Here is a 14,042-nt window from a genome sequence, read left to right as displayed (position 1 = left end):
GGTGCAAACGATTCCGGCAGTCAATCGGCCGCCACCGCTGAGCGGACGGATTTGCAATCCTTGGAGCACCACTTACATGTGCCTCAACAGCCGGAATGAACCGGCAGCAGAGAGGCCCCCATGGGCCCACAGGTGTGAATATGACGACAATCATTACCGTGCGGAAAGGCGGAAAGGTCATCATGGCCGGCGATGGCCAGGTGAGTCTCGGCCAGACCGTGATGAAGGGCAATGCGCGCAAGGTGCGCCGCATCGGCAAGGGCGAGGTGATCGCCGGTTTCGCGGGCGCGACCGCCGATGCCTTCACGCTTCTCGACCGCCTGGAAAAGAAGCTGGAGCAATATCCCGGCCAGCTGATGCGTGCCGCCGTTGAACTCGCCAAGGACTGGCGCACCGACAAGTACCTGCGCAATCTGGAAGCCATGATGCTGGTGGCCGACAAGAGCGTGACACTCGCCGTGACCGGCAATGGCGACGTGCTGGAGCCCGAGCATGGCACGATCGCCATCGGTTCCGGCGGCAATTATGCCTATGCGGCAGCGCGCGCCCTGATGGATTCGGAAAAATCTGCCGAGGAGATCGCCCGCCAGGCGCTCGCCATTGCCGCCGATATCTGCGTCTATACCAACCACAATCTCGTGGTCGAGACGCTGGACGCCGAATAACCCTTTTACATGACAGGAACGGGTCCATCCGGTCGGGCTTGATGAGCCGTCCGGAACAGGGACGCCGAAGAGGTTAACACATGACGACTTTTTCCCCCCGCGAGATCGTCTCGGAGCTGGACCGCTACATCATCGGCCAGCATGACGCCAAGCGCGCCGTGGCGATTGCGCTGCGCAACCGCTGGCGCCGCCAGCAGCTCGACGAGAGCCTGCGCGACGAGGTGATGCCGAAGAACATCCTGATGATCGGCCCGACCGGCGTCGGCAAGACGGAGATTTCCCGTCGTCTCGCAAGGCTGGCCGGCGCGCCCTTCATCAAGGTGGAAGCCACCAAGTTCACCGAGGTCGGCTATGTCGGCCGCGACGTGGAGCAGATCATCCGCGATCTCGTCGAGATCGGCATCGGGCTGGTGCGCGAAAAGAAGCGCGCCGAGGTGCAGGCCAAGGCACACCAGAGTGCCGAGGAACGCGTGCTCGATGCGCTGGTCGGCTCCACGGCATCGCCCGCGACCCGCGAAACCTTTCGCAAGAAGCTGCGCAGTGGAGAGCTGGATGACAAGGAGATCGAGGTCGAGGTGGCCGATACCGGCTCGGGCATGCCCGGCTTCGAGATCCCCGGCATGCCAGGTGCCAATATCGGCGTGCTGAACCTGTCGGATATGTTCGGCAAGGCGATGGGCGGCCGCACCAAGAAGGTCCGCACGACGGTCGCCAAGTCCTATGGCGATCTGATCCGCGACGAAAGCGACAAGCTGATCGACAACGAGGTCATCCAGCGCGAGGCGGTGCGCTCCGTCGAAAACGACGGCATCGTCTTCCTGGACGAGATCGACAAGATCGCCGCCCGCGATGGCGGGCTCGGCGCCGGCGTCTCTCGCGAGGGCGTGCAGCGCGACCTGCTGCCGCTGGTGGAAGGCACGACGGTATCGACGAAATACGGACCGGTGAAGACGGACCATATTCTCTTCATCGCCTCAGGCGCCTTCCATGTGGCCAAGCCCTCCGATCTTCTGCCGGAACTGCAGGGTCGCCTGCCGATCCGCGTCGAGCTGAAGCCGCTCTCGAAGGAGGATTTCCGTCGCATCCTGACGGAGACCGAGGCGAGCCTCATTCGCCAGTACAAGGCGCTCATGGAGACGGAACAGCTGTCGTTGGATTTTACGGAGGACGCTATCGATGCGCTGGCCGATGTGGCCGTGCATCTCAACTCCTCGGTCGAGAACATCGGCGCCCGCCGACTGCAAACGGTGATGGAACGGGTGCTGGACGAGATTTCGTTCAACGCGCCGGATCGCTCCGGCACCGCCGTGACGATCGATGCGGATTACGTGCGCCAGCATGTTGGCGATATCGCTGCCGACACGGATCTCTCCCGTTATATTCTCTAGCGGGTAAGCGGCAAGGCGTGGCAAGCAGGCAACGGCCCATGCCGCTCTCTACCCCATGACGGGAAATTGAAAGGCGCGGGCTCGACTCCGCGCCTTGTTTTTCAGTAAGGCAGCACGCAACATGAGCAAGATGCAATGTGCATGCGTGATTCGTCGGCGCTTGCGGGGTCAGGACGGCCAGCTCATCGATTATCCTGGGATGCTCAATCTTGCGACGTTTCCTGCTCGCCCTGCTGATGATCCTCGCCTGGAGTGCACCGCCCGCGCTGGCTGGTGGACTGATCGTCGTGCCGCCTGGCAATCGCAATCTGGAACAGCCGAAGGTGCCCGGTGCATCGATCCGCCGCACGAAGGCGGGACGCACCACCTTCGATGACAAATACGACAAGATCATCGAACTCTTGTCCGACAGTCCGTCGCTGATGTCCAAGATCAAGCAGACGGCGCGGCAGTACGACATTGACCCCGTCCATATCATCGGGGCGATCGTCGGCGAGCACACCTACAACGTGGATGCCTATGACCGCCTGCAGTCCTACTATGTGAAGGCCGCCGCCTATGCGGGCGACAGCTTCCGATTCGGCTACCGCGACCAGACGATCGGTGCCTTCGTCGCCCGTCCCGAATTTGCCGGCTGCCGGTCCGAGGATGATTCCTACAAGCTCTGGAGCTGCCGAGAGGCGGTGTGGGAAAAGGTGTTCCGCGGCAACACCGTCGATGGTGTCAGCTATCCCGACAACCGCTTCAGCGCCGTCTTCTTCCAGCCCTTCTTTGCTGGCCAGACCTTTGGTCTTGGACAGATCAATCCGCTGACCGCGCTGATGCAATCGGATCTCGTGGCGCGCCGTTCGGGTTATCCGAAGCTCGATGCATCCGATGCACGCGGCGTTTATGCCGCCATCATGGATCCGGACAAGTCGCTCGCCTATGTGGCGGCCACCATCCGCCGTTCGATCGATGACTATGCCCAGATCGCCGGCATGGACATTTCCGGCAATCCGGGCATCACCGCGACCCTCTACAATATCGGCAACTCCGCGCAGCGGGCCGCCACTCTTGCCGCCCGCAACCGGTCCGGCGGCCTGACCTGGCCGGAGGAAAATTATTACGGCTGGCTCGTCAACGACAAGCTCGCGCAATTGAAATCGCTGCTCTGACGCATGATATGTGGATCTCCTTGCGACAGGAGATCGGCTGATGGATAGGCGTCCGGAACCCTTCGAGCCGCCGGCGCCCATTCCGCGCACGGTGCCGCCCGGCCGTCTGGAGATCATCCGCACGGTGTTCCGCAATCCTCTGGAACTGTGGGGGGAGCCATCCTACACGCTGCCCTGGATCGAGACGCAGTTCTTTTCCGAGCGAACGCTGATTGTCAACGATCCCGGCCTCATCCGCCATGTGCTGGTGGACAATGCCAGCAACTACGAGATGTCGGAGATCCGGCAGCTGATTCTCAGACCGATTCTGCGCGATGGCCTGCTGACGGCCGAAGGGCCTGTCTGGAAGCGCTCCCGCAAGGCGATGGCGCCGGTCTTTACCCCGCGTCACGCCCGCGGCTTTGCCGGCAAGATGCTGGCGCAGTCAAAGCGCTATGCCGAGAAATATCAGGATATCGGCCCGCAAGGGCGCATCGAGGATATCGCGGTCGACATGACCGAGCTGGCCTTTGCCATTCTTTCGGAAACCCTGTTTTCCGGCGACATCGTCACGAAGAGCGAAAAATTCTCCGACGATGTCGACAATCTCCTGCATCGCATGGGGCGCGTCGACCCAATGGACCTGCTGCGCGCGCCGCCCTGGGTGCCGCGGGTCACGCGCATCGGTGGAGCAAAGGTGCTCGGAAAGTTCCGCGAGATCGTGCGGCTGACCATGGAAAAGCGGCGCGCCATGATGCGCGCCGACCGGGCCGCTACGCCGGACGATTTCCTCACGCTGCTTCTGGAACTCGACGGCCCGGACGGGCTGACGCTGGACGAGATCGAGGACAATATCCTCACCTTCATCGGTGCGGGGCACGAAACGACAGCCCGGGCGCTTGCCTGGACGCTCTACTGCGTCTCGCATTCCCCGCATGTGCGCGACGCGATGGAGGAGGAGATCGACCGGGTGCTTGCGACCGGTGCCGAGCCCGTGGACTGGCTGGACCTGATGCCGCATGTGCGGGCCGCCTTCGAGGAGGGCATGCGGCTTTATCCGCCGGCACCCTCCATCAACCGTGCCGCGATCAGGGATGACAGCTGGACGGCGCCGGACGGGACCGAGGTGGCGATCCGCGCCGGCACGACGATTCTCGTGATGCCCTGGACGCTGCATCGCCATGCGCTCTACTGGGAAAAGCCACGTGCCTTCATGCCGGAGCGCTTCCTGCCGGACCAGCGCGGCAAGATCCATCGCTTCCAGTATCTGCCCTTCGGGGCGGGCCCGCGCGTGTGCATCGGTGCGACCTTTGCGATGCAGGAGGCGGTGATCGCGCTTGCCGTGCTGATGTCGCGGCATCGTTTCGAGGCGCTGCCGGGCATGGACCCCTGGCCGGTGCAGAAGCTGACCACCCAGCCGCGCGACGGGCTTTCGATGCGGGTCTTAACGCGTCCCCGCAACGCCTGAGACCGGTCTTCAGCCTGCCGCAACCAGCGGCATCGACCAGCCAGCCGGGCGTTTCCCGTCCTGCGCTTGTCTGCCATGTTCCTGCGACATGGCGAACCGCCATCCCACCAAGGCTGCATTGACTAAGCCGTCCCGGCGCGCAAGAACCACAGAGATCATGCAGAACAATGGAGGATCGGATGAGCCGCATCGAGAGACAGGGTCTGGCTATAGACGAGGCACTGCACGCCTTTCTGGTAAACGAGGCGCTGCCGGGGTCCGGCATCGAGGCCGATGCCTTCTTTGCAGCACTGTCCGCCCTGGTCCATGATCTGGCACCGAAGAACCGTGATCTCCTCGCGCGCCGCGATGCGTTGCAGGAGCAACTGGACGAGTGGTACCGCAAGAACGGCGCGCCCGGCGACGGCGTGGCCTACGAAGCCTTCCTGCGCCAGATCGGCTATCTTCTGCCGGAAGGACCGGATTTCCAGGTCGCGACCGAGAATGTCGATCCGGAGATTGCCGAGATTGCCGGCCCGCAGCTCGTCGTTCCGGTGATGAATGCACGCTATGCCCTGAACGCTGCCAATGCCCGCTGGGGCTCGCTGTATGACGCGCTCTACGGCACGGATGCGATTGCCGAAAGCGATGGCGCCGAAAAGGGTGCCGGCTACAATCCCGTGCGCGGCGCGCGCGTCATTGCCTGGGTGCGCAGCTTCCTCGACCAGTCGGTGCCGCTTTCCGGTGCCGCATGGTCCGAGGTGACCGGGCTTGCCGTGGATGGGGGAGCACTTGTCGTCACGGCCGGCGACAAGGCCGTGTCGCTTGCCGACCCGGCCCAGTTTGCCGGCTATCGCGGCCCGGCCGATCAGCCGACCCATGTACTTCTGGTCAGGAACCGCCTGCATGTGGAAATCCGCGTCGATGCCTCCACGCCGATCGGCAGGGACGATCCGGCGCATATCTCCGATGTCTGGCTCGAATCGGCGATCACCACCATCATGGACTGCGAGGATTCGGTCGCAGCTGTTGATGCCGAGGACAAGGTCGTCGTCTACCGCAACTGGCTCGGTCTGATGGCGGGCGACCTCACGGAAGAGGTCGCCAAGGGCGGCAAGACGTTCATCCGCGCGCTCAACCCGGATCGCAGCTATACCGCGCCGGACGGCTCCAGCCTCGTGGTGCCGGGCCGTTCGCTGATGCTGGTGCGCAATGTCGGCCACCTCATGACCAATCCGGCGATCCTCGACCGCGACGGGCGCGAGGTGCCGGAGGGGCTCATGGATGCCATGGTCACCGCGCTGATTGCGCTGCGTGACGTCGGCCCGAATGGCCGTCGGCAGAATTCCCGTGCAGGCTCGATGTATGTGGTGAAGCCGAAGATGCATGGTCCTGACGAAGTGGCTTTTGCCTGCGAGATCTTCACGCGCGTCGAGCAGGCACTCGGCATGCCGGCCAACACCATCAAGATGGGCATCATGGACGAGGAGCGCCGAACGACGGTCAACCTCAAGGAATGTATCCGCCAGGCCCGCGAACGCGTTGTCTTCATCAATACCGGCTTCCTCGACCGTACCGGGGACGAGATCCACACCTCGATGGAAGCGGGCCCGATGATCCGCAAGGGCGACATGAAGCAGGCCCCCTGGATCGCCGCCTATGAAAACTGGAATGTCGACATCGGCCTTGCCTGTGGCCTCTCCGGACGCGCCCAGATCGGCAAGGGCATGTGGGCCATGCCGGACCTGATGGCTGCCATGCTGGAGCAGAAGATCGCCCATCCGAAGGCCGGCGCCAATACCGCCTGGGTTCCGTCGCCGACGGCCGCGACGCTGCATGCCACGCACTATCACCGCGTCAGCGTGGCGGACGTCCAGGCCGGCCTCAAGTCGCGGGCCCGCGCCAAGCTCTCCGACATCCTCTCGGTACCCGTGACCTCGCGGCCGAACTGGACGCCGGAAGAGGTGCAGCGCGAGCTGGACAACAATGCCCAGGGGATTCTCGGCTATGTGGTGCGCTGGGTCGATCAGGGCGTCGGATGCTCCAAGGTGCCTGACATCAACAATATCGGCCTGATGGAAGACCGTGCGACGCTGCGCATTTCCGCCCAGCATATGGCCAACTGGCTGCATCACGGCCTGGTCACCGAAGCGCAGGTGGTGGAAACCATGAAACGCATGGCGGCCGTCGTGGACCAGCAGAACGCGGGTGATCCGCTCTACCTGCCGATGGCCGGTCGGTTCGATGATTCGGTCGCCTTCCAGGCCGCGCTTGATCTGGTGCTGAAGGGTCGCGAACAGCCGAACGGCTATACCGAACCGGTCCTGCATCGCCGGCGGCTGGAAGCCAAGGCACGGCGTACCTGACGAGCGAAGGCGGCGGCCTGCCCGTCCGCCGCCGTTCCATCAGGCAATGGTTGCCTCCGATAGGCCTTGCGCCCGATCCTCTCCTACGAGGAAGAGCCCTTCCTGTGGAACGAGGGAACTCCAAAACAAAAAAAACGGCGCGGGTGACGCGCCGTTTTTTTGTTCATGTCTCTGGCAAGCGATCCTTACTGGATCACGACCACCTTGGTTTCGCGGCCGGGACGCACGCGGTTGTAGAGGTCGATCACGTCCTGGTTCATCAGGCGGATGCAGCCTGAAGAGGCGGCAGTGCCGATGGAAGCCCATTCCGGCGTGCCGTGCAGGCGAAACAGAGTGTCCTGCCCCTTTTCGTTGAACAGGTACATGGCGCGCGCGCCGAGCGGGTTGCTGAGGCCCGGGCCCATGCCGTCATCGACATAGCGGGCGATGTCCGGCTTGCGCACCGCCATTTCCTTGGGCGGATGCCAGGTCGGCCATTCCTGCTTCCAGGCCACATAGGCCTCACCCGACCAGGCAAAACCCTGCTTGCCGACGCCGATCCCATAGCGCATCGCCTTGCCGTTCGGCAGGACGTAATAAAGGAAGCGCTCCTGCGTGTTGACGATGATCGTGCCCGGCTGTTCCTTGGTGTCGAAATCGACGATCTGGCGGTGGAATTTCTTGTCCAGACGGCTGATCGGGATCGCCGGCAGCGGATAGCCCGCATCCGTCACCGGGCCATAGGCATCGGAAAAGATCGCATTCGTCTGCGTCTTGACCGGCGCGGCGGCTGCCACGGGCACGGTCTTGGTTTCGGAAGTCGTCGAGCAGCCGGTCAGGGCGAGCATCGCCGTCAGGCCGGATGCAATCATGCAGGTGCGAATGCGCATGGAGAAGATCTCGTGGGATAGGGGTGGAAGCAAAGATGCTGTCATCCATCTTTTGATGGACGGTTTATTTTCCATTAGAACAAGGTTGGCAAGGCGGGCGCGGGTGCCAAATGAATGCGGTGCGACAAATGAAAAATTCATTGCCTTTTTGCAACAGACACACGTGTCGAGAGCGGACGAAACCATGACACTTGTTCAGATTGGCCCTAACAATCCGTTAATAGACGGGCGCCAGTCGAATCGCGCGCTGATGGTGCGCCGCGGCGTACAGGTGTTGCTGAACGATATGCGCCATGCGGTGATTGCCGAAATGACGTTGGCCAACGGGCGGCGGGCTGACCTTATCAGTCTCACTGCCAAGGGTGAGATCTGGATTGTGGAAATCAAGACATCGGTCGACGATTTTCGCAGCGACCGGAAATGGCCGGATTATCGCGATTTCTGCGACCGGCTGTTCTTTGCCACCCATCGGGACGTGCCGGCCGAGATCTTTCCGGAAGAGTGTGGCTTCCTCCTCTCAGACGGCTATGGGGCGCATCTACTGCGCGAGGCGCCCGAACATCGCCTGGCGCCGGCGGCGCGCAAGGCGGTAACACTGCAGTTTGCACGCCTCGCCGCCCAGCGGCTTCTGTCAGCCGAATGGGCGACGGGCAAGACGTTTGAGGAGGGCTGACGCCTATTTCGGGGCGCGCTTCGCCAGGATGCGCTGCAGAGTGCGGCGGTGCATGTTGAGCCGGCGGGCGGTTTCCGACACGTTGCGCTCGCACATCTCGTAGACGCGCTGGATGTGCTCCCAGCGAACCCGGTCCGCCGACATCGGATTTTCCGGCACATCGGCCTTTTCGCCCGGCCGCTGGGTCAGCGCCGCAAACACGTCGTCGGCATCGGCCGGCTTCGACAGATAATCGACGGCGCCGAGCTTCACGGCCGTCACGGCGGTCGCGATATTGCCGTAGCCGGTCAGCACGATGACGCGCGTATCCTCGCGCCGCTGCCGGATCGCCTCGATCACGTCGAGGCCGTTGCCGTCACCAAGCCGCAGATCCACCACCGCATATTTCGGCGGCCGCGCCTTCGACCTGGCAATGCCCTCGGCCACCGATTCGGCCGTCTCCACCTGGAAGCCGCGGCTTTCCATGGCGCGCGCCAGGCGGCGCAGGAAGGGCGCATCGTCGTCCACGATCAGAAGGCTCGCATCCGGCCCAAGCAGATCCGGGGTGTTTGCGTCGATCTTGTCTGCCGTCATTGTCCTGTCTCCACCGGGCTTTGTTCTTGTGTGTCTACGATGCGCCGGGCGCATCGGGTCAGCCCATCCATCCTGCTCATGCCTTCATCTCCATGACCGCGCGCGGCCAGACGATCCGCACACGGGCACCTTCATGATCCGGTCCGCGATTGGAGAAGATCAGGGTGGCGCCGGATCTTTCCAGCAGGGTCTTGGCGATGAACAATCCAAGCCCCAGGCCTCCGGCGCGCTCGTCCTCGCGGCTGCGGGTCGACATGTATGGTTCTCCGATATGGGTTAACACATCGGGTGCAAAGCCGATGCCGTCGTCTTCGATGGTGATGGCAACTTTATCCGCATCGTGCTCCACCGTCACGGTCACCTTTTGCCGCGCAAAGTCCACTGCATTTTCGATGAGATTGCCAAGACCGTAGAGAATGCCGGCATTGCGCTGCCCGACGGGCTCGCCGGCCCGACCGCTGGGCTCAATGACATCGAGCGTAATGCCGAACTGCCGGTGCGGCGCGGTCACCTCCTCGATCAGCGAGGATAGCGGCAGGCGGCGCATGTGTTCCTCGTTCTCGGCCGAAAGCGAGGTCAGCCGGCGCAGGATGTCGCGGCAGCGTTCGCTCTGGCTGCGCAGCAGCGCGACATCCTCGCCGAAGCGCTCGTCGCCCGCCAGCTCCCGCTCCATCTCCTTGGCGACGACGCTGATGGTGGCGAGCGGCGTGCCGAGTTCGTGGGCGGCGGCGGCAGCAAGCCCATCCAGTTGCGACAGGTGCTTTTCCCGCTCCAGCACCAGTTCGGTCGCGGCCAGCGCATCGGCAAGAAGCACCGCCTCCATCGAGACGCGATAGGCATAGAAGGCGGCAAAAGACATCATCGACACGATGGCGCACCAGATGCCGAGCTGCATGACCGGATAGATGATCAGGATTTCGTCCCGATGCCAGGGAACCGGATAGGGTGAAATGGTGATCAACGTGGTGCAGCCAATCGCAAACAGCAGCAGGAACAGCGAGTGCCGGAGCGGCAGCGAGGCAAAGGAGATGATGACAGGCACGCAGAGCAGGGGTGCAAAGGGATTGGCAAGCCCCCCGGTGATGAACAGCAGCCCGCTCATCTGCAAAAGATCGAAGCCGAGCAGGGCAAGTGCGGCAAGGGGCTTCAGCCGGTGCGTCGGCGGATACCAGAGCGACAGCACCAGATTGACCAGTGCCAGCGCGGCAATCAGGATCGCGGTTTCGCCGACCGGCAGCGAGAAATGCAGCACCAGAGCCACGAACAGCACCGTCAGCGTCTGACCGGCCACCGCCAGCCAGCGCAGCCACACCAGCGTCTGCAGGCGCATGCTGCGATTGGCCCGCCCGAACTGGGCATGCCGGATCGACGGATTGTCCGTCCGCGTGTCCCGTTCAGGTTCCGCGGGGCTTCGCGCGATGGGTGGGAGCCGCATGGGCAGGGTCCTCCGGCCAGGGATGTTTCGGATAGCGTCCGCGCATGTCGGCCCGCACGTCTTTCCACGAGCCTGCCCAGAAGCCCGGAAGGTCGCGCGTCGTCTGGATCGGCCGATGCGCCGGCGAGGTCAACTCCAAAAGCAGGGGGAGGCGACCATCTGCCACGGCCGGATGGCTCTTCAGCCCGAACAGTTCCTGCACGCGGATCGCCAGCACCGGCTCGTCGCCGTCATAGCGGATCGGATGGCGCTGGCCGGTCGGCGCTTCGAAATGCGTCGGCGCCAGCCGGTTCAGCTGGTTGCGCACCTCATGCGGGACAAGCAGCCGCAGGCCTTCCGACAGACTGCCCGAATCGATCGAGTCGAGGCCGCTGCGGCCGGTCTGGAAGGGCACGAACCATTCGTCGAGCCGCGCCAGCAGCGCCTCGTCGGAGACATCCGGCCAGGGTGCGCCGATCGTGCGGTGGAGGAAGCCAAGTCGTTCGCGCAGCTGGTCGGTATCCTTCGAGAAGGGCAGGCGGGCGAGCCCCAGTTGCCGGATGCCGTCCGCCAGCGCTTCCGCCGCCTGCTGGCCGGTCGGGCGGGGCAGCGGCGTTTCTTCCAGAACGAGCGCGCCAAGCCGTACTGCCTTGCGGGCCCGCACCTGACCGCTTGGCCGGTCGAAATAGCCTTCCTCGCGTCGCTCGATCGCCCCGGCCAGTTCGGCCTCGACGGTTGCGCGGTCTATCTCGGCGGCGGCAAGAATGCGGGCCTGGGCCGCACGGCCGGTCAGATCGGTAATCACCAGCATGCGGGAGGCGGAGAGCCGCTCCGTCTCCGGCAGTTCCGCGCCGCGGCCATTCGCCATCACGAAACGGCCGCGCGCGCCGCGTTGCAGGGCAACCCGGTCGGGATAGGCATGGATCAGCAGCGCGCCGGCCTCGACCGGCTGGTCGCTCCTCTCCGCCTTCGGCAGGCTTTCCGCAAGGCGACGGGCGAGCTGGCGGGCCGCCTCGGCCCGTTCGCCCCGTTCGCTGCGAAACCGTTTCAGCCGCTGATCGAGATCGACATCCGGCCCGCCCAGGCCCTGTTCCGTCATCAGCACCGCCAGCTGGCAGGCCGCCAGCGCCTGGCCCTGTTCGGCCCCCGCCAGCGCCATGGCCGCCAGCCGCGGCGGGAGTGACAGGCCGCGCATAAGCTTTCCGCGGGCCGTCAACCGGTGTTCGCCGTCGAGCGCGCCCATCATGCGCAGCAACTGCCGCGCTTCGGCCAGCGCCGGGGCCGGGGGCGGATCGAGGAAGGCGAGATCGGCCGGATCCTGCACGCCCCAATGGGCGAGGTCGAGCGCCAGCGCGGAGAGATCGCTGGCGAGAATCTGCGGCGGAGTAAAGGCGGGCAGGGCAGCCGTCTGGCCGGCATGCCACAGGCGAATGGCGATGCCGGGCTCGGTGCGGCCTGCGCGACCCGCCCGTTGATCGGCCGAGGCACGCGAGGTGCGCACCGTTTCCAGCCGGGTGATCCCGGCTGACGGTTCGAAGACCGGCAGGCGCTGCAAGCCGCTGTCGATTACGATGCGCACGCCGTCGATGGTGATCGAGGTTTCGGCGATCGAGGTCGCCAGTACCACCTTGCGGGTCCCGGCAGGAGCTGGCCGGATGGCCAGATCCTGTTCCTTCTGGGAGAGATTGCCAAACAGCGGCGTGATCATCGTCTCCGGCGGCAGGCGCCCGGCAAGCCGTTCTGCCGTGCGCAGGATTTCGCCCTGCCCGGGCAGGAAGGCGAGGATCGAGCCCGTCTCCTGCCGATGCGCTTCCAGGATCGCCCGGGCCATCGCATCCTCGATCCGCTCGCCCGGGTCGCGGTCGCCATGGCGGATTTCGACCGGAAAGCTGCGCCCTTCGCTGAGAACCACCGGCGGATCGCCGAGCAGCTGTGCGATCCGCTCGATGTCCAGTGTCGCAGACATCACCAGCAGCCGCAGATCCTCGCGCAGGGCACCCTGCGCGTCGAGTGCCAGCGCCAGACCGAAATCCGCATCCAGCGAGCGTTCGTGAAATTCGTCGAACAGCACCGCCGAGATACCGGAAAGCTCGGGATCATCGAGGATCATCCGGGCGAAGACGCCCTCCGTCACTACCTCGATCCGCGTTGCGGCTGAAATCCTGGTGTCGAGGCGCATGCGATAGCCGACGGTTTGGCCGACGGTTTCGCCGATCAGGCTTGCCATGCGGCTTGCCGCGGCGCGCGCCGCCAGCCGTCGCGGCTCGAGCAGGATGATCCGGCCGCTGCACCACGGCTGCTGCAGCAGGAAGAGCGGCACCAGCGTCGTCTTGCCGGCGCCCGGAGGCGCCGACAGCACGGCACGGGAGCTGCCGGCCAGTGCCTCGCCGATCTCCGGCAGCACATGGCTGACCGGCAGGCTTGGCAGCGTAAAGGGCATTTTCGTCATGCGCCGGCCTTTGCAAACCGTGCCGTCTCATAGGCCAGAATCGCGCCGGCCAGATCCTCCAGCGCAGCACCCACCGATTTGAACAGGGTGATCTCTTCGGCGTGCCGACGTCCGGGATGACGCGCGGCTGTCAGGTCGAACAGATCTGCCTGGATATCATCGAGCGTGATGACGCCGCCTTCGAGCGGCTGCACCAGATCGCCGCCCTCGTTCAGAGCGCCCTCGCGGGTATCCACGAAAATGCGGGCGCGACGCACGGCCTCGTCATCGCTTTCGCGCATTTTTGGCGTAAATGCTCCCACCAGATCGAGATGCGCGCCGGGCTTCAGCCAGGCGCCGCAGACGAGCGGTTCGCTCGACAGCGTGGCGCAGGAGATGATGTCGGCGTCACGGCAGGCCTTCTCAAGGTCATCGGCTGCCACGGCATCGAATCCGGCGCGCCGCGCTTCCTCGGCTGTCGCCTCCGCCTTGCTGCGGTCGCGTCCCCAGATGGAAATCTGCTGCAATGGCCGAACCGCCGCATGGGCGGCGATCAGGTTGAGGGACAGCCGGCCGGTGCCGACCATCACAAGGCGGCGGGCGTCGGGCCGGCTCAGAAAGCGGGAGGCGAGTGCGGATGTCGCGGCGGTCCGCCGCGCCGTCAGTTCGCCGCCTTCGATCAGGGCCAGCATTTCCCCGGTCTTGCCCGAGGAGAGCAGGTAGCGCCCGATGATGGTCGGCAGCGCTCGGCGGTGGTTGTCGGGAAACAGATTGAGAATCTTCACGCCGGCGAAGCGGCCGGGCTGCCAGGCGGGCATCAGCAGCAGGGTGGCATGCGCCTCGCCCGGCACCTCCATCGCATGATGATGGCGCAGTGGCACCACGCATTCGCCCGCGAACATCGCCTCCACCGCCCGGATCAGCCCCGGAAAGGGAAGGGCCTCGCGTGTCTCACTTTCGTCCAGAACCAGCATGGCAATCCCGTCATGTCATCAAACAAGGCTGCAGATTAACGGTGCGGCAAGGCTTCCGGAACGGGGCGCGAGAAAAATGACAGTTTTTTAAAAATACGGATTGACGCTT

11 protein-coding genes are annotated in these 14,042 nt (G+C 64.4%); 6 read left to right on the top strand and 5 right to left on the bottom strand.

From position 1 onward, the window contains the following. Window positions 1–140 precede the first annotated feature (140 nt). The 5 genes from hslV (at window position 141) to FNA46_RS10890 (ending at window position 7,002) form a co-directional block, all read left to right on the top strand. Complete coding sequence (gene hslV / locus FNA46_RS10910; RefSeq protein ID WP_143125228.1) at window positions 141–665, top strand: ATP-dependent protease subunit HslV; 525 nt, start codon at window positions 141–143, stop codon at window positions 663–665. An 80-nt stretch (window positions 666–745) separates the two neighbouring features. After that, window positions 746–2,053, top strand: coding sequence for an ATP-dependent protease ATPase subunit HslU (gene hslU / locus FNA46_RS10905; RefSeq protein ID WP_143125227.1), 1,308 nt, complete (start codon window positions 746–748; stop codon window positions 2,051–2,053). A 209-nt stretch (window positions 2,054–2,262) separates the two neighbouring features. Next, a complete protein-coding gene (locus tag FNA46_RS10900) occupies window positions 2,263–3,210 on the top strand; it encodes a DUF1402 family protein (protein WP_185969801.1) in 948 nt (315 codons plus the stop codon). A 40-nt stretch (window positions 3,211–3,250) separates the two neighbouring features. Next, a complete protein-coding gene (locus FNA46_RS10895; protein ID WP_143125226.1) occupies window positions 3,251–4,657 on the top strand; it encodes a cytochrome P450 in 1,407 nt (468 codons plus the stop codon). 179 nt (window positions 4,658–4,836) lie between these two features. Next, the gene (locus FNA46_RS10890; RefSeq protein WP_143125225.1) at window positions 4,837–7,002 is read left to right on the top strand and encodes a malate synthase G; all 2,166 of its coding nucleotides are present in this window, start codon (window positions 4,837–4,839) and stop codon (window positions 7,000–7,002) included. Window positions 7,003–7,187: 185 nt separating this feature from the next. Here FNA46_RS10890 and FNA46_RS10885 read toward each other — a convergent pair whose 3' ends face one another. Further along, the gene (locus FNA46_RS10885) at window positions 7,188–7,871 is read right to left on the bottom strand and encodes a L,D-transpeptidase (RefSeq protein ID WP_143125224.1); all 684 of its coding nucleotides are present in this window, start codon (window positions 7,869–7,871) and stop codon (window positions 7,188–7,190) included. Between the two features lie 184 nt (window positions 7,872–8,055). On the opposite strand from FNA46_RS10885, the gene FNA46_RS10880 reads away from it, so the two are divergent. Further along, window positions 8,056–8,544, top strand: a complete 489-nt coding sequence (locus tag FNA46_RS10880) for an MmcB family DNA repair protein (RefSeq protein WP_143125257.1) — start codon at window positions 8,056–8,058, stop codon at window positions 8,542–8,544. 3 nt (window positions 8,545–8,547) lie between these two features. On the opposite strand, the gene FNA46_RS10875 is transcribed toward FNA46_RS10880, so the two are convergent. From FNA46_RS10875 to lhpI, 4 genes are all read right to left on the bottom strand, one after another. Beyond that, a complete protein-coding gene (locus tag FNA46_RS10875) occupies window positions 8,548–9,117 on the bottom strand; it encodes an ActR/PrrA/RegA family redox response regulator transcription factor (RefSeq protein ID WP_143125223.1) in 570 nt (189 codons plus the stop codon). Window positions 9,118–9,193: 76 nt separating this feature from the next. Then, entirely contained in the window at window positions 9,194–10,552 is a 1,359-nt protein-coding gene (locus FNA46_RS10870) for an ActS/PrrB/RegB family redox-sensitive histidine kinase (RefSeq protein WP_143125222.1), read from the bottom strand. Continuing rightward, window positions 10,512–12,980 carry an ATP-dependent helicase HrpB gene (gene hrpB, locus FNA46_RS10865; RefSeq protein WP_143125221.1) on the bottom strand — a complete coding sequence of 823 codons (2,469 nt, stop codon included), beginning with the start codon at window positions 12,978–12,980 and terminating at the stop codon, window positions 10,512–10,514. The genes FNA46_RS10870 and hrpB overlap by 41 nt, the downstream gene beginning before the upstream one ends. Then, entirely contained in the window at window positions 12,977–13,933 is a 957-nt protein-coding gene (lhpI, locus tag FNA46_RS10860) for a bifunctional Delta(1)-pyrroline-2-carboxylate/Delta(1)-piperideine-2-carboxylate reductase (protein WP_143125220.1), read from the bottom strand. The genes hrpB and lhpI overlap by 4 nt, the downstream gene beginning before the upstream one ends. Window positions 13,934–14,042 lie beyond the last annotated feature (109 nt).

The organism is Affinirhizobium straminoryzae (genome assembly GCF_007004135.1).
Taxonomy (GTDB): Bacteria; Pseudomonadota; Alphaproteobacteria; order Rhizobiales; family Rhizobiaceae; genus Neorhizobium; species Neorhizobium straminoryzae.
Note: the sequence above shows the minus strand (reverse complement) of the source record. Positions and strands in the feature narration are given on the sequence as shown.

What these genes read in the sequence shown, in the direction of transcription:
- hslV (WP_143125228.1), top strand. Translation starts at nt 141, where the DNA reads ATGACGACAATCATTACCGTGCGGAAAGGCGGAAAGGTCATCATGGCC.
- hslU (WP_143125227.1), top strand. Translation starts at nt 746, where the DNA reads ATGACGACTTTTTCCCCCCGCGAGATCGTCTCGGAGCTGGACCGCTAC.
- FNA46_RS10895 (WP_143125226.1), top strand. Translation starts at nt 3,251, where the DNA reads ATGGATAGGCGTCCGGAACCCTTCGAGCCGCCGGCGCCCATTCCGCGC.
- FNA46_RS10890 (WP_143125225.1), top strand. Translation starts at nt 4,837, where the DNA reads ATGAGCCGCATCGAGAGACAGGGTCTGGCTATAGACGAGGCACTGCAC.
- FNA46_RS10885 (WP_143125224.1), bottom strand. Translation starts at nt 7,871, where the DNA reads ATGCGCATTCGCACCTGCATGATTGCATCCGGCCTGACGGCGATGCTC.
- FNA46_RS10880 (WP_143125257.1), top strand. Translation starts at nt 8,056, where the DNA reads ATGACACTTGTTCAGATTGGCCCTAACAATCCGTTAATAGACGGGCGC.
- FNA46_RS10875 (WP_143125223.1), bottom strand. Translation starts at nt 9,117, where the DNA reads ATGACGGCAGACAAGATCGACGCAAACACCCCGGATCTGCTTGGGCCG.
- FNA46_RS10870 (WP_143125222.1), bottom strand. Translation starts at nt 10,552, where the DNA reads ATGCGGCTCCCACCCATCGCGCGAAGCCCCGCGGAACCTGAACGGGAC.
- hrpB (WP_143125221.1), bottom strand. Translation starts at nt 12,980, where the DNA reads ATGACGAAAATGCCCTTTACGCTGCCAAGCCTGCCGGTCAGCCATGTG.
- lhpI (WP_143125220.1), bottom strand. Translation starts at nt 13,933, where the DNA reads ATGCTGGTTCTGGACGAAAGTGAGACACGCGAGGCCCTTCCCTTTCCG.